The 19,441-nt window shown below is 69.3% G+C and carries 18 protein-coding genes and 2 tRNA genes; 16 read left to right on the top strand and 4 right to left on the bottom strand.

The annotated features are described in order from the left end of the window. The first annotated feature begins 64 nt into the window (after positions 1-64). The 6 genes from AB0305_RS05470 (at position 65) to AB0305_RS05445 (ending at position 7,403) form a co-directional block, all read left to right on the top strand. Positions 65-2,077: a DEAD/DEAH box helicase gene (locus AB0305_RS05470; protein WP_364133476.1), complete on the top strand. Its 2,013-nt coding sequence runs from the start codon at positions 65-67 to the stop codon at positions 2,075-2,077. A gap of 256 nt (positions 2,078-2,333) precedes the next feature. Next, positions 2,334-2,405: transfer RNA gene (locus AB0305_RS05465), tRNA-Thr, on the top strand. Between the two features lie 61 nt (positions 2,406-2,466). Continuing rightward, positions 2,467-2,543, top strand: a tRNA-Met gene (locus tag AB0305_RS05460). Positions 2,544-2,791: 248 nt separating this feature from the next. Continuing rightward, complete coding sequence (locus tag AB0305_RS05455; protein ID WP_364133473.1) at positions 2,792-4,984, top strand: acyltransferase family protein; 2,193 nt, start codon at positions 2,792-2,794, stop codon at positions 4,982-4,984. A 61-nt stretch (positions 4,985-5,045) separates the two neighbouring features. Continuing rightward, on the top strand, positions 5,046-5,705 hold the full coding sequence (locus AB0305_RS05450; RefSeq protein ID WP_364133470.1) for an NAD(P)H-binding protein: 660 nt from the start codon (positions 5,046-5,048) through the stop codon (positions 5,703-5,705). A 126-nt stretch (positions 5,706-5,831) separates the two neighbouring features. After that, positions 5,832-7,403: a Na+/H+ antiporter gene (locus AB0305_RS05445; protein ID WP_364133468.1), complete on the top strand. Its 1,572-nt coding sequence runs from the start codon at positions 5,832-5,834 to the stop codon at positions 7,401-7,403. A 9-nt stretch (positions 7,404-7,412) separates the two neighbouring features. Here the strand turns inward: AB0305_RS05445 and AB0305_RS05440 are convergent, their stop codons facing one another. Beyond that, a complete protein-coding gene (locus tag AB0305_RS05440) occupies positions 7,413-8,636 on the bottom strand; it encodes an ROK family protein (protein ID WP_364133465.1) in 1,224 nt (407 codons plus the stop codon). A gap of 83 nt (positions 8,637-8,719) precedes the next feature. Between AB0305_RS05440 and AB0305_RS05435 the strand changes: the two genes are divergently transcribed. The 9 genes from AB0305_RS05435 (at position 8,720) to AB0305_RS05395 (ending at position 17,066) form a co-directional block, all read left to right on the top strand. After that, positions 8,720-10,426 carry a glycoside hydrolase family 13 protein gene (locus AB0305_RS05435; RefSeq protein ID WP_290255985.1) on the top strand — a complete coding sequence of 569 codons (1,707 nt, stop codon included), beginning with the start codon at positions 8,720-8,722 and terminating at the stop codon, positions 10,424-10,426. A gap of 29 nt (positions 10,427-10,455) precedes the next feature. Beyond that, the gene (locus AB0305_RS05430) at positions 10,456-11,403 is read left to right on the top strand and encodes an aldo/keto reductase (RefSeq protein WP_364134646.1); all 948 of its coding nucleotides are present in this window, start codon (positions 10,456-10,458) and stop codon (positions 11,401-11,403) included. Positions 11,404-11,548: 145 nt separating this feature from the next. Further along, positions 11,549-12,412, top strand: a complete 864-nt coding sequence (locus AB0305_RS05425; RefSeq protein WP_290255983.1) for a CoA ester lyase — start codon at positions 11,549-11,551, stop codon at positions 12,410-12,412. A gap of 92 nt (positions 12,413-12,504) precedes the next feature. After that, a complete protein-coding gene (locus AB0305_RS05420; RefSeq protein WP_364134643.1) occupies positions 12,505-13,359 on the top strand; it encodes a DUF2797 domain-containing protein in 855 nt (284 codons plus the stop codon). A gap of 69 nt (positions 13,360-13,428) precedes the next feature. Continuing rightward, positions 13,429-13,653: a DUF3188 domain-containing protein gene (locus AB0305_RS05415; protein WP_290255982.1), complete on the top strand. Its 225-nt coding sequence runs from the start codon at positions 13,429-13,431 to the stop codon at positions 13,651-13,653. A gap of 19 nt (positions 13,654-13,672) precedes the next feature. Further along, positions 13,673-14,152 carry a MaoC family dehydratase N-terminal domain-containing protein gene (locus tag AB0305_RS05410; RefSeq protein ID WP_364133461.1) on the top strand — a complete coding sequence of 160 codons (480 nt, stop codon included), beginning with the start codon at positions 13,673-13,675 and terminating at the stop codon, positions 14,150-14,152. Positions 14,153-14,154: 2 nt separating this feature from the next. After that, positions 14,155-14,592, top strand: a complete 438-nt coding sequence (locus tag AB0305_RS05405) for a MaoC family dehydratase (RefSeq protein WP_364133458.1) — start codon at positions 14,155-14,157, stop codon at positions 14,590-14,592. 15 nt (positions 14,593-14,607) lie between these two features. Then, complete coding sequence (locus AB0305_RS05400; RefSeq protein ID WP_364133455.1) at positions 14,608-15,885, top strand: MFS transporter; 1,278 nt, start codon at positions 14,608-14,610, stop codon at positions 15,883-15,885. A 113-nt stretch (positions 15,886-15,998) separates the two neighbouring features. Continuing rightward, positions 15,999-17,066, top strand: coding sequence for a UDP-N-acetylmuramate dehydrogenase (locus tag AB0305_RS05395; protein ID WP_364133453.1), 1,068 nt, complete (start codon positions 15,999-16,001; stop codon positions 17,064-17,066). Here the strand turns inward: AB0305_RS05395 and AB0305_RS05390 are convergent. Both AB0305_RS05390 and AB0305_RS05385 read right to left on the bottom strand, forming a co-directional pair. Continuing rightward, complete coding sequence (locus AB0305_RS05390) at positions 17,063-17,551, bottom strand: hypothetical protein (protein ID WP_364133450.1); 489 nt, start codon at positions 17,549-17,551, stop codon at positions 17,063-17,065. The two genes, AB0305_RS05395 and AB0305_RS05390, sit on opposite strands and share 4 nt — an antisense overlap. A gap of 36 nt (positions 17,552-17,587) precedes the next feature. Then, complete coding sequence (locus tag AB0305_RS05385; protein ID WP_364133447.1) at positions 17,588-18,070, bottom strand: hypothetical protein; 483 nt, start codon at positions 18,068-18,070, stop codon at positions 17,588-17,590. 99 nt (positions 18,071-18,169) lie between these two features. Between AB0305_RS05385 and AB0305_RS05380 the strand changes: the two genes are divergently transcribed. After that, complete coding sequence (locus AB0305_RS05380) at positions 18,170-19,282, top strand: winged helix DNA-binding domain-containing protein (protein WP_364133444.1); 1,113 nt, start codon at positions 18,170-18,172, stop codon at positions 19,280-19,282. Positions 19,283-19,291: 9 nt separating this feature from the next. Here the strand turns inward: AB0305_RS05380 and AB0305_RS05375 are convergent. Continuing rightward, on the bottom strand, positions 19,292-19,441 hold a 150-nt coding region (locus tag AB0305_RS05375), incomplete at its 5' end, for an Asd/ArgC dimerization domain-containing protein (protein WP_366172016.1).

The raw sequence follows: 19,441 nt of genomic DNA, 5'->3' as shown, positions 1-19,441 counted from the left end.
GTTCTGCGGCTCCGCTCACCTCGGGTTGTGCCGCTTGGCCCCTATGGATGAGGAAGAATCACCTATGCCCGAAAATCAGGACCACTCCGTCGACACCGAAACCGCCACCGCGACCGGTACGAACGATGTCGAGACCACCGAAGCCACTGCCGCCGGGACTCCGGCCGAGCAGCCCGCTGAGAACGCCGGCCAGGAAGAAGAGGGCGTCAAGTTCGTCGACCTCGGCATCGATGGCCGCGTCCTCGCCGCCCTGCAGGACGTCGGCTACGAGAAGCCGTCCCCGATCCAGGCGGCCACCATCCCGCTGCTGCTCGAGGGCCGTGACGTCGTGGGCCTCGCCCAGACCGGTACCGGCAAGACCGCAGCCTTCGCGGTGCCGGCCCTGTCCCGGCTCGCCGAACTGCACGACCTGAACGGCCCGTCCCGCAAGACCCAGGCCCTGGTGCTTGCCCCGACCCGTGAGCTCGCGCTCCAGGTGGCCGAGGCCTTCACCTCCTACGCCAAGCACATCGACGACTTCACCGTCCTGCCGGTCTACGGCGGTTCCGCCTACGGCCCGCAGCTGGCCGGCCTGCGGCGGGGCGCCCAGGTTGTTGTCGGCACCCCCGGCCGCGTGATCGATCACATCGCCAAGGGTTCCCTGGACCTGTCCGAACTCCAGTACCTGGTGCTGGACGAAGCCGACGAGATGCTGCGCATGGGCTTCGCCGATGACGTGGAGCAGATCTTCCAGCAGACCCCCGAGGGACGCCAGGTTGCCCTGTTCTCCGCCACGATGCCCGGCCAGATCCGCCGGATGTCCAAGCAGTACCTGAACAACCCGGCCGAGGTGCAGGTCAAGTCCAAGACCACCACCGGCGCCAACACCCGCCAGCGCTACCTGCAGGTCATGGGCCCGCACAAGCTCGATGCCATGACCCGCATCCTCGAGGTCGAAGAGTTCGACGGCGTCATCGCCTTCGTGCGCACCAAGATGGCCACCGAGGACCTCGCCGACAAGCTCCGCGCCCGCGGCTTCCAGGCTGCCGCCATCAACGGCGACATCCCGCAGCAGCAGCGCGAACGCACCGTCGACGCGCTCAAGGAAGGCCGGATCGACATCCTGGTCGCCACTGACGTCGCCGCCCGCGGCCTCGACGTCGAGCGCATCAGCCACGTCATCAACTACGACATCCCGCACGACACCGAGTCCTACGTGCACCGGATTGGCCGTACCGGCCGCGCCGGCCGCTCCGGCGAGGCGATCCTGTTTATGACGCCGCGCGAGAAGTACCTGCTGCGCTCGATCGAGAAGGCTACCCGCCAGCCGGTGGAGCAGATGCACCTGCCCACCGCCGAGACGGTCAACACCCTGCGCCTGGGCAAGTTCGCGGACAAGATCACCGAGACCCTCGAGTCCGAGGACGTCGCGGCGTTCCGTGACCTGATCTCCTCCTACGAGGAAGAGCACGGCGTACCCGCCGCGGAGATCGCCGCGGCGCTGGCCGTCATGGCCCAGGGCGGCCAGCCGCTGCTGGTCAAGGAACTGCCCGCGGCTCCCGAGTACCAGAAGCGCGAACGCTCCAAGGACGGCTTCGGCTCCCGCGGACCGACCCGCACGCTCACCGAGGGCAACGCCACCTACCGGATCGCCGTCGGACGCCGCCAGCGCGTCATGCCGGGCTCGATCGTGGGTGCCATCGCCAACGAGGGCGGCATCTCCTCGGCCCAGATCGGCGGCATCGACATCCGCTCGGACCACTCCCTCGTGGAGCTCCCGGCGGACCTCAGCCCCGAGCAGCTGAAGGCCCTGTCCCGCACCCGGATCGGCGGCGAGCTGATCCACCTGGAGCTGGACAACGGCCGGAAGCCCTCCGGGGACCGCGGCGCAGGCCACGGCGGCCGTGGCGGCTACTCCGGCGGCAGCGGCAACTTCAAGGGCAGCGGCGGCTTCAAGCGCGAGTTCCGCAAGAACGACGGCGGCGAGCGGTCCTCAGCGGACCGCGGCGGCCGCTCCTACAGCGACCGTTCCGAGCGCAGCTTCGGCGACCGCAAGCCGCGGACCGAGGGCGGTTTCAAGCCCCGCAACAAGTGGTAACCACCTGTAGCTAAGCACTACCCGGACGGGCCGGCTCATCGCGAGCCGGTCCGTCCTTTTTTGTTCGCCCACAGAGGCCCGGTCCGGGTGCAACGTAGCCTTCGTCACATCCGGGCCTGAAGGGGTCCCGCCGTCGTTGTTTCAGAGGTCCCGGGTGCCGCTGCATCCGCTTCCTGGCGCGGATTTTGGGGGTAGCGGGCCGCCGGCTGCGCCGATTTGTTGGGAGCGGAATCTTCCGGTAGAGTATTTACTCGTTGCCCCCCTAGCTCAGTGGTAGAGCGCGTTCTTGGTAAGAACGAGGTCACCGGATCGATTCCGGTGGGGGGCTCTGAATGAGGGCCTGCGTCAAGGCGGTTTTGACCGGCTTGACGCAGGTTTTTCTCATTCGTGGCGGTGTAGCTCAGTTGGTTAGAGCGCACGACTCATAATCGTGAGGTCGGGAGATCGAGCCTCCCCACCGCTACCAGATAAGGCCCCCGGAATCTCAACAGTTCTGGGGGCCTTTTTTGTCGGGACTCGAGCCTCGTGACGGGCCTCCCCCGCACCGGCAACACAGTCCGGAACTTCGCGGTCTCGGTGCCCTCTTTGTGGGTGTGCGACTGAATTTCTCGTAATGTTGACGGTTGTTGCGTGACTGGAGCTGTCGGACTGACGCTTACACGCGCTCCAGATTATTTTTTCCCAAGCTAGCAGTTTGTATGGTCGGGTCCGCCCATGGGACGCGGCTACTACCACGGAGCGATGAGGTGTGGGCCTCAAGCTGCGTCGAAAGGAACTATGTCAGTTTCGGTTTCCCGCCCAGGCGGCCCTCCCGCACCGCTCCTTCGACGTGATGTCGTCAGCACTCGGAGACGGGGTTTCAGGACCGACATCCAAGCGCTCCGCGCTCTGGCCGTGGGCCTCGTCGTTCTCAACCACTACTGGGCCCAGCGCGTTCCGGGTGGGTACGTCGGCGTCGACGTGTTTTTCGTTATTTCCGGTTACCTGATCACGGCCCATCTGGCCAAAGAACTGCGGGCAAGTGGCAGGATCCGGCTCGCGGCCTTCTACGCCCGTCGGGTCAGACGCCTTATTCCGGCCGCCCTGCTTGTGTTGATTTCATCCGTCCTGCTTGCGGGAGCTTTTCTTCCCTACACGCGCTGGAATGCAACAGTGCAGGAGGTTCTGGGAAGTACGTTCTACGTTGAGAACTGGCTCTTGGCCGCCAAATCTGTCAATTACTCTGCAATGAACGACTCTGCCACGGTTGCGCAACACTTCTGGTCGCTTTCTGTGGAGGAACAGTTCTACCTTCTGTGGCCGCTCGGTCTGATGGGTCTCTATGTGGCGGCCCGGAAGGCGTCCAAGTCCCCGGAAGCTGTCCTGAAAGCGGCGGTCGGCGTCGTTGCCGCGGGAGGGCTAATCTGCAGCGTTTATGTTACGGCCGTGGCACCCAGCGAGGCGTACTTCGTCACTCATGTCCGGGCGTGGGAGTTCGGAGTCGGGGCGGCCGTCGCTCTGGCTGGTTCCATCCCGACGCTTACGCTGCGGGTTCGCAACCTCGCAGCACTGGCGGGTTTTGCCGTCATTCTGGCCAGTGCCGCTTCATTCGGCCGCAACACCCCGTTCCCGGGATGGACCGTCGCCCTCCCCGTACTAGGAACGGCATTAGTGATTCTTGCTGGATCCGACGGCGCACGGATGTGGCATGCACGAGTGACGGCGAGTTCTCCTGTTCAGTTTCTCGGGACAATTTCTTACTCAATGTATTTGTGGCATTGGCCGCTCATTGTCGTCGCGCCCTTTGTCCTCGGCGCGGAACCAGGTACTGGAGCGAAGCTCGGTGTGCTATTCATTGCGCTCGTGCTGGCTTGGGCCACCAAGCGCGTGGTGGAAGACCGATGGATCGAACCTCAGCCGAGCCGGGGGCGCGTCCGAGTCGTCTTCTTGTCCCTGACGGCTGGAATGGTCGCCGTTGCTCTGGCAGCTTTTGGACTGGGCCTTCTGAGTGTGGAGAAGTCGAACGAAGCCAAGGCGCTGGCGGACAGGCTGGCCGCGAATCCCTGTCACGGCCCTTCGGTGATGAACCGACAGGCGGACTGCGGAAATCCCTTCACGATTCCCGTCACGTTGCCCAACATGGGTCCTCAGAATTCCTACGCTCAATTCCCTGATGAGTGCCCTACAAACGACAACACCCTTAAAGACGGACTGCAGGGCCACCCTGCCTCCTGCGATCTGTCCGCCGGGGACCCGAAGGCTGAGACCGTCTGGCTGGTAGGAGACTCCCACGCGCAGCAATGGCAAACAGCCGTCTTCGAGTTGGCTAAGAAACGTCACTGGAAGCTGAAGTGGAGCTACTTCGGTGGCTGTCCACTTGTCGACGCCCCTTACGCCGGATACCAAGGCCAAGCAGCCGACCCGGCGAAGAAAGCCAGCTGCGAGAAATGGAGCCAGACCGTAGCCACCGCGGTGGAGCGGGACCGGCCAAGCAAGGTCTTCGTCAGCATGTTTGCTTCCGGAGAGCAGATTGACGATGGCACCGGTAGGAGCCAGCCAGCTCAGTACGCAGACGGGGTAGTCAAATACTGGAAACGATGGCTGGACGCGGGGGCCACAATTTTGCCAATCTTTGATCCTCCCCAGAATGGCGCAGTGCGCAGCCCGGATTGTGTGTCGATCCACGCATCAGACCCCGCGACTTGTGCAGTGGCCAAGGATCGGGCGCTCCCACCCGACCCGCTCCGAGCAGCAGTCGACAGAATTCAGAGCCCCCACGTGCGTCCCATAGATCTGAACGCTTACTTCTGCGACGACAGCAACTGCTATTCGGCCATCGGAGGGGTGTCTATCTATTACGACCCGGACCATCTCAACAAAGAAGTCCTCTCCGGACTGGCTTCCGCATTTGCCGATCAGGTCGGCTAGGTCTCCCCGACGTGATAGCGCAAAGGGTGCGATGGTCGGCGGGGTGGGACAGAATGGAACGATGACGAAAATTGCGATCATCGGCGGCCACGGCAAAGTGGCCTTGAAACTATCCGGCATCCTCACCCAGGACGGGTCCCAGGTGACCTCGGTCATCCGCAACCCCGAACACCGGGACGACGTCGCCGCCACCGGCGCCACCCCCCTGGTGCTGGACGTGGAAAACTCGACGACGGCGGAGATCGCCGCGGCGCTGGACGGCCACGACGCCGTCGTCTGGTCCGCCGGAGCCGGCGGCGGAAGCCCGGAACGCACCTACGCCGTCGACCGTGACGCGGCCATCCGCTCCATGGACGCCGCAGACCAGGCCGGCGTGCGCCGCTACGTCATGGTCTCCTACCTCGGCGCCGGGCCGGACCATGGCGTCCCCGAGGACAACAGCTTCCACGCCTACGCCGAGGCCAAGGCGGCTGCCGACTCCCACCTGCGCCAGAGCGGCCTGGACTGGACCATCCTGGGCCCGGGCTCGCTGACCGACGGCGAAGGCAACGGCCTGATCGAAGCCAACCCGGCCGACACCTCCGACGGGACCGGCACCGCCCGCGCCAACGTCGCGCTGGTCGCTGCCGCCGTGCTGGCGGAGCCGAAGACCGCGGGACACACCATCGAATTCCGTGACGGTTCGACTCCCGTGGCGGACGCCCTCAAGTCCCTGGTCTAGGCCGTACCGATCCCCGGGCCCGGGGGCGCAGGCGCGCCCCCGGTAGGGTGGTAGGGGCTCCCGGCCGCGCCGCAATGGCAATTGCGCCGACGGGCCGGCAGCAATCACCCCGGGGAAAGTGAGCACATGGATCTTTTGGCCCTCATTATTGGACTACTGCTGGCCACCGTCGTGGCCGTGGGTCTGGGGGACCGGCTCCGGCTGCCCTACCCGGTGCTGATGCTGATCCTGGCCGTGGCACTGACCTTCATCCCCGGCTTCCCGGAGGTGGACATCACCCCGGAGCTGATCCTGCCGGTCTTCCTCCCGCCGCTGCTCTTCGCCACCGCGCAGCGCAGCTCCTGGGCCGTCTTCCGGGTCCGCTGGCGTACCCTGCTCATGCTCGCCGTCGCCCTGGTGGTGGTCTCCACCGCCGTCGTCGCGGGGGCCGCCTGGCTGATGATTCCGAGCATCGGCATCCCCGCCGCCATCGCCCTCGGGGCCATGGTGGCACCCCCGGACCCCGTCGCCGTGGATTCCATCGCCGGCCGGGTCCACATGCCCCGCCGGCTGATCACCGTGCTGCAAAGCGAGGGCCTGTTCAACGACGCGGCGGCCATCGTCATCTTCCAGGCCGCCGTCGCCGCCTCCGTTTCGGGCACCAAGCTGGGGCCCGACGTCGTCCTCCAGTTCGCGCTCGGCGCGGCCCTTGCCGTGGGGGTCGGGATTGCCATGGGCTGGCTCACCGGCCTGGTCACCCGGCTGGTGCAGTCCATGGTGGCCCGGAGCGCCGTCACCCTGGTGGTGCCGTTCGCCGCCTACATCCTCGCCGAGGAGCTCCACGCCTCTGGCGTCATCGCAGTCGTCGTCACCGCCCTCGAGGTGCAGCGGCACTCACGGCCGCAGGACGCCGCCGAGCGGATCACCCGCACCGCCTTCTGGGACGTCGTGGAACTGCTGGTCACGGGCCTGGCGTTCGGGCTGGTGGGCCTGGAGATCCGGCAGGTCATCCACGACGAAGGCACGGCGGTCCTTGGCATGGCCGGCACCGCAGCGGTGATCTGCGTCCTGGTCTTCGCCGTCCGCTTCGGCTGGCTGGCGCTGATGTCTGGCCTGGCCCGCAGCGGCAAGAACACGCTGCGGCCGACCTCCGCCAAGGAGGTGCTGATCCTCACCTGGTGCGGCATGCGCGGGCTGGCCACCCTGGCCCTGGCCCTCGCGCTGCCGCTTACCCTGGAGGATGGTACACCGTTCCCGGCCCGCAGCGAGCTGCTGGTCATTGCCTGCGCCGTGCTGCTGGCCACCCTGGTGCTTCCCGGGCTGACGCTGCCGTGGCTGATGCGGGTGCTGAAGGCCTCGGAGGACGGGTCCGTGGAGCGGGATGCCGCCCGCCTTCTGGCCGCCCGGGCCCAGCAGGCCGCCGTCGCCGCCCTGAAGGACCATCAGCTGATGAAGGAGCTGCCGCCGGAGAAGGTGGCGCTGGTGAAGGAGAAGATGACCCGCCTGCACGCCGAGCTGCTCGACGGCAGCCTGCGCAACGAAAGCCTGGGGGACAAGCGCAAGCGTGGCCGGGAGCTGGCGATCGCGGTTCAGACCATCGCCCTGGACGCAGCCCGCCAGGAAGTCGTGGCCGCCCGGAACGAACCGGATATGGACCCCGAGGTGGCGGACCGGGTGCTGAGGCAGCTGGACCTGCGCACCATGACCATGCCGGAGTAGCAGCAGCCGCTACATCACCAGCCGCAGGTCCAGGGCGTTCGCCTCGACGTAGTCCAGGGCGTGCCGGACGGCTCCGACGGTCACGATCGTATCCCCCAGCGTGGACACGGTGACTCGCGGGGGAGTGGCGGTCAGGGCCGGCAGGGCGGCACTAATGCCGGGCAGCAGCGCGCCCGCGGAATCGGCGACGGCGCCCCCGATCACCACCTGCTCGGGGTTGATGAAGCTCGCGATCGCGGCGATCACCCGGGCCATCCGCTCGGCGAGGCGGTCGAGGATCTCCAGCGCGGCAGCGTCCCCGGCCGCGGCGTCGGCGAAGACCCGCCGGGCCCCCGCCGGACCGCCGCCGGTGGGACCCCCGGCCTCCGCCTGCCACGTCCTGGCCAGGCTCGCGATGCCCGCGCTGGAGCCCACGCCCTCCACGAGGGACAGGAATCCCATCTCCCCGGCACCGCCCGCCCGGCCATGCAGCAGCCGGCCCGATTCCAGCACCCCCGCGCCGAGGCGTTCACTGGCCAGCAGCACCACCAGGTCTGCCACCCCGGCGCCGGTTCCGCGCCAGCGTTCGCCCAGGGCCGCGAGATTGGCGTCGTTCTCAAGCCGCACCGGCCAGCCGTGCCGTTCGTGGAGGGCGGAGCGGAGCCCGACGTCGAACAGGGTCCAGAAGTGCTGGGCGGCGAGGACGGCACCCTCCCGGTCGACCGGGGCGGCGATGCCGGCCGTCACCGCCAGCACCTTCTCCGGGGTCTGGCCGGCCTCCCGGAGTGCGTCCAGGCAGGCCCGGTCCACCACGCTGACGCGCTCCGCCGCCGGGATGTCCGTGGCCCGGAAGGCCGCACTGGCCCGGCCGAGGACGGTGCCGCGCAGGTCCGCGACGGCCGCCGTCGTGGTCCCCGCGCCGATGTCGACGCCGAGGACGACGCCGGCGCGGGCATTCAGTTCAAAGCGCCGCGCGGGCCGGCCCTTGCGCGGTTTGCCGGCGGCGGCGGAGGGGGAGGCGCCTTCGCGGGCCGGGGTGTCCAGCTCCCTTAGCCAGCCGCTCCGGACGAGGTCCTCACACACGGCGATCACGGTGGCACGGGTGAGTCCGGTGGCTGCCATCAGCCCGGTGCCGGTGGCCACCTCCGTGGTCCGGACGGCGGCGAGAACCGCCTGGGCGTTGACCCGGCGGAGGGACTGCGGCGTACCGGCGGCGTGCGGCTGCGGAATCTTGACCTCCCTGTAACGCGGCACCCATAATTGAGCGGTAATAGATTTAGTTTCTATCTAAATTATGCTGTCCAAAGTATCAGACCCGGCTCTCAAAAGGACTTCACTTGTCGAACACCGCCACGCTGGCCACCCTGTCCGGATCCGACGCCGCCGCCGACCCGAACTGGTGGCGCCAGGCGTCCGTCTACCAGATCTACCCGCGCAGCTTCTCCGACTCCAATGGCGACGGCATCGGTGACATCAAGGGCATCACCGCCAAGGTCCCGTACCTGAAGGCCCTCGGCATTGACGCCGTCTGGCTCTCCCCGTTCTACCCGTCCGCCCTCGCCGACGGCGGCTACGACGTCGACGACTACCGCGACGTCGATCCCAAGCTGGGTAACCTCGCCGACTTCGACGAGATGTCCGCCGCGCTGCACGCCGCCGGGATCAAGCTGATCGCCGACATCGTCCCGAACCACTCGTCCAACCGGCACGAATGGTTCAAGGAGGCCCTTGCCTCCCCGCGCGGCTCGGATGCCCGCGAGCGTTACATCTTCCGCGATGGCAAGGGCGAGAACGGCGAGATCCCGCCCTCGGACTGGGAATCCGTCTTCGGCGGCCCCGCCTGGGAGCGCATCACCGAGCCCGACGGCACGCCCGGCCAGTGGTACATGCACATCTTCGCCAAGGAACAGCCGGACCTGAACTGGTCCAACCGCGAGATCCGGGATGACTTCCTGAAGACCCTGCGCTTCTGGTCCGACCGCGGCGTGGACGGCTTCCGCGTCGACGTCGCCCACGCCCTAACCAAGGACCTGACCGAGCCGCTGCTCTCCAAGCTGGAACTCAGCGAGGCCAACACCGGCACCGACGGCTTCATCGACGGCTCGCACCCGTTCTGGGACCGCGACGAGGTGCACGAGATCTACGTCGAGTGGCGCGAGGTCTTCAACGAATACAACCCGCCGCGCACCGCCGTCGCCGAAGCCTGGGTCCACGCGAGCCGCCGCGCCCGTTACGCTAGCCCGCAGGGCCTGGGCCAGGCGTTCAACTTCGACCTGCTGCAGGCCGACTTCGACGCCGACGAGTTCCGCGAGATCATCACCCGTAACCTCGCCGAGGCCACCGAGTCCGGTGCCTCGTCTACGTGGGTGTTCTCCAACCACGACGTCGTCCGGCACGCCACCCGCTACGGCCTCCCGCAGGGCGGCGGCAAGCACGCCAAGGGCCAGGACGGCAAGGGGTGGCTCCTCGCCGGCGCCCCCGCCGAGGAACTCGATATCGAACTCGGCCTGCGCCGCGCCCGGGCCGCCACTCTGCTGATGCTGGCGCTGCCCGGCTCTGCCTACCTGTACCAGGGCGAGGAACTGGGCCTCCAGGAAGTCGGCGAAATCCCGGACTCCGAGCGTCAGGACCCCACGTTCTTCCGCAACAAGGGCGTCGAGATCGGCCGCGACGGCTGCCGTGTCCCGCTGCCCTGGGAAACCGAGGGCAGCTCCTTCGGCTTCGGCGCCGGACGTGCCCACCTGCCCCAGCCCGAATGGTTCGGCCGCTACGCCGTCGCCGCCCAGGACGGCCAAGAGGGCTCGACCCTGGAGTTCTACCGCAAGGCCCTCAAGCTCCGCCGTGAGTTGCAGGCCTCCGAGGAACTGGAATGGGTGGAGAACAGCGACGCGGGTGTCCTGCACTTCCGCCGGCACGACGGCTGGCAGTCGGTGACGAACTTCGGCTCCGACGCCGTCGACCTGCCCGCCGGTGAGGTCCTGATCAGCAGCGGACCCCTCGACGGCGGCCGGCTGCCCGGCAACACCACCGTCTGGCTGCGGTGAGTGCCGAAGAAGTGCCCCCCGTCAAGGAACTGAACCCCGTCCAGGAACTGATTTATGGCTGCATGGGTCTGGGCGGCAGTTGGTCGGCGGAGCCGTACACCTCTGCCGACGTCGATCAGGCGGCGGCCGCGGTTGATGCCGCCCTGGAGGCCGGCATCACCCTGTTCGACCATGCCGACATCTATCGCGGCGGCAAGGCCGAGGCGGTGTTCGGCGAGGTGCTGGCACGGACGCCGGGCCTGCGCGAGCGGATCCGGCTGCAGACCAAGTGCGGGATCCGGCTGGGTGACAACGGACTCGACGCCTACTACGACCTAAGCGGCGAGGCGATCCGGGAACGGGTCAACGGCAGCCTGGCCCGGCTCAAGACGGACTACGTGGACGTGCTGATGCTGCACCGGCCGGATCCCCTGCTGGATCCGGCCGAGGTGGCCTCCGCCGTCGGCCGCCTCATGGCCGAGGGCAAGGTCCGCTCGGTCGGCGTGTCAAACATGTCCGCGGCGCAGATCGAGCTGCTGCAGGACCGGCTGGAAGCACCCGTCGTGGCCAACCAGTTGGAGATGAGTCTCGGGGCCCGGGCCTGGCTGGAGAGCACGGTCCTGGTGAACCACGCCGACGGGACGGACTACAGCTTTCCGCACGGCACCGTGGAGCACTGCGTCCGCCGTGGCATCGGGCTGCAGGCCTACGGGGCGCTGGCCCAGGGCCGGTATACCGGGGCGGCCGGCGGTGGGGATGCCGCCGCAAGCGCGACGGCGGAACTCGTCGCCGCGATGGCGGCGGAGAAGGGCACCACCGGCGAAGCCGTGGTGCTCGGCTGGCTGATGAAGCATCCGGCCGGCATCTCTCCGGTGATCGGCAGCGCCAACCCGGAGCGGATCCGCGCCTGCGCCGGTGCGGCGGACGTGGCCGCGGCCATGACCCGGCCCGAGTGGTACCGGCTCTGGATCACCGCCCGCGGCAGCAACATCCCCTAACCCATCCCACGGGCCGGCAGGCGAGGCTCTTACAAGCCCCATCTGACGGCCCGTGGGCGGCGGGAACGTGATTTTGGTCGTAATGGTCGCCCGGAACCGGGGTAGTACTTGGCGGCCGGACGTTCCGGGCGGCTAGCGTAGAGGCATGACCTCTACGACCACCGCCGGGATTGTCCGGCCCCAACGCAATGTCCCGGCCGAGATCGCCCGCTCCTGGCTGCTGGTCAACGCCATGAAGCCGGAGCTGTTCACCGAATCCTCGGAGTCCCGCGCCGACGCGATCATCCTGGACATCGAAGACGCGGTGGACCCCTCCCAGAAGGACCAGGCCCGGCAGCACGTCGTCGACTGGCTGACCGCGGGCGGCAACGCCTGGGTCCGGATCAACGACGCCACCAGCCCGTTCTGGGCCGACGACCTCGCCGGCCTCCGCGGCACCCCCGGACTGCTCGGCGTGATGCTGGCCAAGACCGAGTCCGCGGACCAGGTCACCGAGAGCTTCCACCGCATGGACGGCAAGACCCCCGTCATCCCGCTGGTTGAGTCCGCCGTCGGCATCGAGGAAGCCAACCACATCGCCAAGGCCCAGGGCGCGTTCCGCCTCGCTTTTGGCTCCGGTGACTTCCGCCGCGACACCGGCATGGCCGCCACCCCGGAGGCCATGGCCTACCCGCGCGCCAAGCTCGTCGTCGCCAGCCGCGTCGGCAACCTGCCCGGCCCCATCGACGGCCCCACGGTGGGCACCAACCACCCGATCCTGCGCGAGCAGACCGGCATCACCGTGATGATGGGCATGACCGGCAAGCTGTGCCTGGCCATCGACCAGACCCATGTCATCAACGAGGTCATCAGCCCGACGCCGTCGGACGTCGCCTGGGCCACGGACTTCATGGCCGACTTCGAGGCCAACGGCCGCGTCATCCGCGACGGTTCCGACCTGCCGCGCCTGGGCCGCGCCGAGAAGATCATGAAGCTCGCGGTAGCCTTTGGGGTGCAGCCGGCCCTGTAGCCGCGCCCGACCCGTCAGGAGACCCCGTGACCCATGCCAACGAGCTGGTTCACGGGGTCTTTTGGGATCAACCGGAGAATCCCCGCGCCGCCCTGCGCGTCCAGGACGCCGCGGGCGGCTTCCGGGACGTGGAGCTCGACGCCGGAACCCGGCTCGGGTTCCGGATCTCCGTCCCCGGCAAACACTGCCTGGGCCACCACAGGGTGCACGGCCCGGCCGAGCGGGACCACATCCCCTGCCCACGGAACGCTCACGCCGAGCGCGGAAACCAGTGCGGCCCCTGCTTCGCGGCGGACGATTCCCGCCTGATCCACGACTTCCACCGCGGCGGCCGCGTCCCGCCCGGCCTGCGGGCCTACCTGATGCAGCCGCACTGGCTCTACGTCGCCTCCTTCGCCCACGGCGCCACCAAGGTGGGCACGGCCTCCGCGCTCCGGAAATGGCACCGGCTCGCCGAACAGGGCACAGTGGCGGCACGGTACATTGCCCGGGCCGACGACGGCCGGATCGTTCGGCTGCTCGAGGACCTGGTCACCCGGGACGCCGGCCTGCCCCAACAGATCCGGTCCGCCGCCAAAGCCGCCGGCCTGGCCGACCCGCGCCCCGCGGCCGAGATCGATGCCCGCAACGCCGAGGAAGCTCAACGGGCCAGGGCGCTGCTGAGTGTGGCCGGCGGCGACGGGTACGAAGTGGTGGACGAACCCTGGACCCGGCCTGCGCTGGCGGACCTGGCCTGCGGCCACAGCCCCCGGCACCCGTACCCGCACCCCCTCGCCGCCGACGCCCACGGCTTCACTATCCGGTCCCTGAGCGGCGGGATCGCCCTCGCCGGCCTGATGGACAACGGGCCGGAGTTCGTCGTCAACCTCGGAGACCTGAAGGGACGCCTGCTGGAAACCGGGGAGCACCACTCCGACGTGCCGGCGGTCCAAGAGTCGCTCTTCTGAGCCGGAGCCTCCACACCGGGGCCTCCAAACCGGGGCGGGCCGCCCGGTCCGGCCCCGTAGAATGGCAGGGTGCTGAACGAATTCTGGGCCACCGCGCCGACCCGCTACAAGGTGCTCGTCTTCGGAGCCATGGGACTGATCGCCGCCGGCATCATCCTCACCCTGATCGGCAACTCCACCGGTAACCAGGCGCTGTCCTTCACCGCCCTCGGCGTGATCGGCGCCGGCCTCATCCTGCACATCGCCGGCATGGTGGTCCGCGGCCAGGCGATCCGCAAAAAACTCCAGCGGTAGCGGCCGCTAGGCTGGACTCATGACTATTAATCCGGACCTGCAGGGACGCAGCTACCCTGCCGCAGAGGTGTACGACGTCGGCCGGGAAAAGATCCGCGAATTCGCGCGCGCCGTTAAGGCCGCCCACCCCGCCCACTTCGACGTCGAGGCTGCCCGGTCGCTGGGCCACGCGGACCTGGTGGCACCGCCCACCTTCGCCATCATCGTCGCCCAGCGCGCCGACGCCCAGCTGATCGCGGACCCTGCCTCCGGCATCGACTTTTCCCGCGTGGTCCACGCGGACCAGCGCTTCGTCCACCACCGCCCCATCACGGCAGGGGACCGGCTGGTCGCCGAGCTGCACGTCGACGGCGTCCGCGCCATGGGCGGAGGGGCCATGATCACCACCCGCGCCGAAATCTTCGCCGTCACCGGTGACGACGCCGGGGCGGATTCCGGGCAGCGCGTCCCGGTCGCCACCACCACCTCGTCCATCCTGGTCCGCGGAGAGGGACAGTAACCATGACCCCCACTTTCACAGAACTCACGGTCGGCCAGGACCTGGGCAGCCGCACCATCGAGGTCACCCGCACGGACCTGGTCAAGTACGCCGGCGCCTCCGGAGACTTTAACCCCATCCACTGGAACGAGGCCTTCGCCACCGGTGTCGGCCTGCCCGGCGTGATCGCGCACGGCATGTTCACCATGGGCGCGGCCGTCCAGCTCGTCACCGACTGGGCCGGCGACCCCGCCGCCGTCGTGGACTTCCAGACCCGCTTCAGCAAGCCCGTCCCCGTCGCGGACACCACCGGAACGCCCGACGCCGGCGCCGTGATCGAGGTCGCTGCCGTCATCGGCGCGCTCGACGCCGAGGCGGGCACCGCACGCGTGGACCTCACCGTCGTCTCGGGCGGCCAGAAGGTCCTGATGAAGGCCCAGGCCGTCGTCAAGGTGGCCTGACCCGATGGCGCTGCCGTGACGGTCGGAACCCCGCAGGCCACCGAGATCACCCGGTGGCGCAACGCGGTGGTCGCGGCGTACGCCTTCAGCGGCGTCGCCTTCGCCAGCTGGGTGTCCCGCATCCCCGCCATCCGTGACGGGCTGGACCTGACTCCCGGCACCGTGGGCCTGCTGCTGCTCTGCATGACGCTGGGGTCCTTCGTCTCCGTGTCCGCGTCCGGGCTGATCGTGCTGCACTTCGGGTCCAAGCAGACCATCCGGATCGGCAGCATCATGGTGGGCATCGGGCTGGTGATCGCCGGCATCGGCACCTCCATCCTGGTCAGCCCGCTCGCGGTCGCGGCCGGGCTGGTGGTGGTGGGCCTGGGCACCGCCAGCTGGAACACCGCCTCCAACGTCGAGGGGGCCGCCGTCGAGCGGGCTGTGCGCCGGCACATCATGCCGCGCCTGCACGGCGCCTTCAGCCTCGGAACGGTCGCGGGGGCCGGCGCCGGAGCGTGGGCCGCCGGCGCCGGGATCCCGGTCGCCTGGCACCTGGCCGCCGTCGGCGCCCTCGTCGCCGGATCCGTGGCTACGGCCGCAACCTGGTTCCGCGCTGACGTCACCCCTGTGACCGCCGACGAACCCTTCACCCCCGCTGGCCCCGATCCCTTCGAGGACCCGTCCACCGGGCCCATCCCCGTGATCAGCCAGGCCACCCAGGACGCGGCCGCGCCTCTGGACAACAAACGCCAGATCGCGCAGGCCTGGCGCGACCGCAGGACCCTGCTGCTGGGTGTGCTGGTCCTCGGCCTGGCCCTCGCCGAGGGGGCTGCGGGGGACTGGGTGGCGCTGGCGCTGGCCGACGGCCACGGCCAGACGCAGGCCGCCGGGGCCGCCGGGTACGGATTGTTCGTCACCTTCATGACCGTGGGCCGGTTCGCCGGAACCGTGGCGCTGGACCGCTTCGGCCGGGTCCCGGTGATGCGCTGGTGCGCCGCGCTGGCCGTCGGCGGCCTCGCCCTGTTCGTCTTCGCCCCGGTGCCGTGGCTGGCCTACGTGGCCCTCGCGTTCTGGGGACTCGGCGCGTCCCTGGGCTTCCCGGTGGGGATGTCCGCTGCGGCCGACGATCCCGTGCGCGCCGCGGCGCGGGTTTCCGTGGTGTCCACCATCGGCTACGGCGCGTTCCTCTGCGGCCCGCCGCTGCTGGGACTGCTGGCCGAGCACGTGGGAATCCTGCACTCCCTGCTGGCCGTGATGGTGATGCTGGTGGTCAGTTTCCTGCTCTCCCCGGTGGCGCGGAAGGCCGCCTGACTCCTGGCCCGCCGGTCCGGTGCCAGCCGCATTCACACGCGGGTGCCGGCCTGTCTCCCCGGGCGGGCACCCCGGCTTTCGGAGGGGCCGCCGAACGCGGCTAGGCTGGAGGGGTGACCCAGACTCTGCTTTCCTCCCTGACCACCGCCGGCGTCGGCGGTCCCGCCGCCCGCTATGTGGAGGCCCGGACCGAGGCGGAGATCATCGACGCCGTCCGCACCGCCGACGCCGCGGGGGAGGAGGTGCTGATCCTCGGCGGCGGCTCGAACCTCCTGGTAGCCGACGGCGGGTTCGCCGGCACGGTGGTGAAGATCGCCTCGGAGGGGTTCACCGTCAACGCCGAGGACTCCTGCGGCGGCGTTGCCGTCGTGGTCCAGGCCGGTCACAACTGGGACGCCCTGGTGGAACACGCCGTCAGGCACGCCTGGTCGGGCATTGAGGCGCTCTCCGGCATCCCCGGCGCCACCGGCGGCACCCCGGTCCAGAACGTCGGCGCCTACGGGGCTGACGTGTCCCAGACCATCGCCGCGGTCCGCACCTGGGACCGGCAGCGGAACGCCGTGCAGACCTTCACCAATTCCGAACTGAAGTTCGGCTACCGCGACTCGATCCTGAAGCAGACCACCGTCGAGGGTTCGCCCCGCTACGTGGTCCTCACGGTCGAATTCCAGCTTCCGTTGGGACGCATGAGCGCCCCCATTCGCTACGCCGAGCTGGCCCGGGCCCTCGGAGTCGAGGTCGGCCAGCGGGCCTACTCCAACGATGTCCGCCGCGAGGTGTTGCGGCTGCGGGCCTCCAAGGGCATGGTCTGGGACGCCGAGGACCGCGATACATACTCCACCGGGTCATTCTTCACCAACCCGATCGTGCCGGCCGAGACCGCAGACCGGCTGCCGGCCGACGCGCCCCGGTTCCCCGCGGGCGCCGAAGGCATGGTCAAGCTTTCCGCGGCCTGGCTGATCGACCGGGCCGGCTTCGGCAAGGGCTTTGGCCTTGAACCGGACAGCGTGTCCGGCGGCCGGGCCTCCCTGTCCACGAAGCACACCCTCGCCATCACCAACCGCGGCGGCGCCAGCACCGATGATGTGCTGGCCATCGCCCGCGAGGTGCGCCGTGGCGTCGCCGACCGGTTCGGCATCGAGCTGCATCCCGAACCGCTGTTGATCGGCGTCGAACTCTAGCCCACGGGATCCGGGGCGGGTTCTTCCTGCCGTGCGCGGGTCTTCAGCGCCGACGCCGCCAGCGCGTGCGCCCAGCCCGCCAGCGCCATGGTGGGGTAATAGACGGCCGCGGAAAGTGTGCTGTCCCGTATCCCGCCGAAAGCATGGTTCAAGCCCAGCACCATGGCAGCGATGGATGCCGCCGTGCCCAGGGCGGTCAGCACCACCAGCACGTGGACCGAACGGGGATGCTCACGCCAGCCGCGCAGCAGCCTGATCTTCCCAGGCGCCGCAGCGACCGCCCGGCCTCCGGCCGAGAGCGAGGCGTACCCGCCGGCCAACCCCAAGATTCCCCAGATGAGATAGGGCTCCGGGTCGCGTCCGCCCGCCTCCTGGCCCAGGGCCCCCACCGTCGCGGCGGTTCCTGCTGCGACGGCAAGGGTGGCCAGCGACAGCCACAAGAGGCCGGCGCGTCCCACCCCGCCGAATAAACTCCCCACAGTCATCGGACCAGCCTACGGGGGGGCCGCGTCAGCAGCGGGCTAGTTGCGTCCCCGCCGCGGGACCACCTTGGTGAAGAGCATGAACGTGAAGCCGGAGGCGGCCGCACCCAGGAGGAACACCTGGCAGAAGGCCACGGACTGCACGCTCGGGCCGCTGCGCAGCATCAGCCCGGCGCACGCGAACGCCACCGCTCCGGCCAGCAGGGCCAGGGACCCCAGCAGCAGGCTCTGCACCGTGGCGGGGAACGCGGCGCCCGGGTCCAGCTCCAGGTCCCGGCGCTCCTGCTCCCTGGGGGTCCGCCGGGGCTGCAGGGTGGCGGCGGTCGCGAAGCTCACGACGGCGACGGCCATGGCGGCCACGGAGACCGTCTGGAACGTCGTCATCAGGGGGGAGAGGCGGGTGCCGCTGGCGATGGCGACGGCGAGTCCCGCGGCCATGCCCACCGCGCTGGCGGCCCAGCCCAGCAGGGCCAGCCTCCGGCACAGCGGCCGCAGCCGGGGCCACACGTCTCCCAATGTCATTGATCCAGTTTAAGGACTCCGGCTGGGCGGACGCTGGGAGGGCTCCGGGGGTTCCGCATGTTCCCGCAGGCGGACGGAGGGCGGCCCTAGGATGGTGCCATGAAACCCGCCGGTCCGCGCCTGACCCGTCCTCTGCTGGGGCGGCTCAGGCTCGTGTCGCAGGGACTGGTCGGGGCGGGCTTCGCGTCGGTTCCGGAGGCGGTGCGGACCATGACGGCGATGCAGGCCCAGGACCTGCCGGCCGCGCTCTGGGCCGTAGGCGTACGGGTCCCCGGGGCTGCGTTGGCCGACGTGCGCGGCGCCCTGGACCGCGGCGAGGTGGTCCGGTCCTGGCCGATGCGCGGCACTCTTCACCTGCTCGCTCCCGAGGACCTGGGCTGGATCCTGCAGATCACCTCCGGCCGGCTGCTCCGGAGCCTGGGCGCACGGCACCGGCAACTGGAGATCACCAGCGCGGACATCGACGCCGCCGCGGACGCCGCGCTGCAACGGGTAGCCGGGGGTGCCGCAATCAGCCGGGCTGAGCTGTTCGAGGCGTTTGATCAGGCGGGGCAATCCCCGGCCGGGCAGCGCGGCATCCACCTGCTCGCGGCCCTCTGCCAGCTGCGCCTGCTGGTCCTGGGGCCACTGGCGGGCAACCAGCAGCTGGTGGTCGCCTTCGATGACTGGATCACGGCGTCGCGGACCCTGGACCGGGCGGAGGGGACGGCCGAATGGCTGCTGCGCTACCTGCGCAGCCACGGCCCGGCCACGGAACGGGATTTCGCCTGGTGGTCCGGGATTCCGCTCACCGAGGCCCGCGTTGCGCTGGCGCAGAATAGGGACCAACTGGCGGAGCTGGAGTTCGAGGGGAACCGGTACTGGCTGGCCCCGGAAACCGCGGCGCTGCTGGCCGAGGGTGTGCCCGGCGGCCGCTCCGTGCTGGCCCTGCCGGGGTTCGATGAGTTCGTCCTCGGCTACACGGACCGGTCCGTCGTCCTCCCGGCCGACCATGCTGACAAGATCGTGCCGGGCGGCAACGGTGTCTTCAAGAAGACAATCGTGGCCGGCGGGCAGGTGGTCGGGACGTGGAGCGCCACGGCGAGTCGCGGCCGGAACCAAGGCGTCGACGTCGTCGCCGAACCCTTCGAGACCCGGGACGGACTGCGGCCCGCCGCCCGGCAATCGTTCGAGCTGCGGGCCGCGGAGTACCGGCAGTTCCTCGGGCCTTAGCCCCGGGCGTCAGAGGGTGCCGGTGGCGATCTTGAGCATGCGGCGCAGCGGTTCGGCCGCGCCCCAGAGAAGCTGGTCACCCACGGTAAAGGCGCTGATGTACTCGGGGCCCATCTCCAGCTTGCGGATCCGTCCCACCGGGATGTTCAGCGTGCCGGA

This window comes from Arthrobacter sp. NPDC080086 (genome assembly GCF_040702285.1).
The sequence above is the reverse complement of the archived record's forward strand: the minus strand, read 5'-3'. Positions and strand labels throughout refer to the sequence as shown.

Bases quoted from the DNA above. Each gene is read 5' to 3' on its own strand.
- AB0305_RS05470 (WP_364133476.1), top strand. From the start codon at position 65: ATGCCCGAAAATCAGGACCACTCCGTCGACACCGAAACCGCCACCGCG.
- AB0305_RS05455 (WP_364133473.1), top strand. From the start codon at position 2,792: ATGGGACGCGGCTACTACCACGGAGCGATGAGGTGTGGGCCTCAAGCT.
- AB0305_RS05450 (WP_364133470.1), top strand. From the start codon at position 5,046: ATGACGAAAATTGCGATCATCGGCGGCCACGGCAAAGTGGCCTTGAAA.
- AB0305_RS05445 (WP_364133468.1), top strand. From the start codon at position 5,832: ATGGATCTTTTGGCCCTCATTATTGGACTACTGCTGGCCACCGTCGTG.
- AB0305_RS05425 (WP_290255983.1), top strand. From the start codon at position 11,549: ATGACCTCTACGACCACCGCCGGGATTGTCCGGCCCCAACGCAATGTC.
- AB0305_RS05410 (WP_364133461.1), top strand. From the start codon at position 13,673: ATGACTATTAATCCGGACCTGCAGGGACGCAGCTACCCTGCCGCAGAG.
- AB0305_RS05405 (WP_364133458.1), top strand. From the start codon at position 14,155: ATGACCCCCACTTTCACAGAACTCACGGTCGGCCAGGACCTGGGCAGC.
- AB0305_RS05390 (WP_364133450.1), bottom strand. From the start codon at position 17,551: ATGACTGTGGGGAGTTTATTCGGCGGGGTGGGACGCGCCGGCCTCTTG.
- AB0305_RS05385 (WP_364133447.1), bottom strand. From the start codon at position 18,070: ATGACATTGGGAGACGTGTGGCCCCGGCTGCGGCCGCTGTGCCGGAGG.
- AB0305_RS05380 (WP_364133444.1), top strand. From the start codon at position 18,170: ATGAAACCCGCCGGTCCGCGCCTGACCCGTCCTCTGCTGGGGCGGCTC.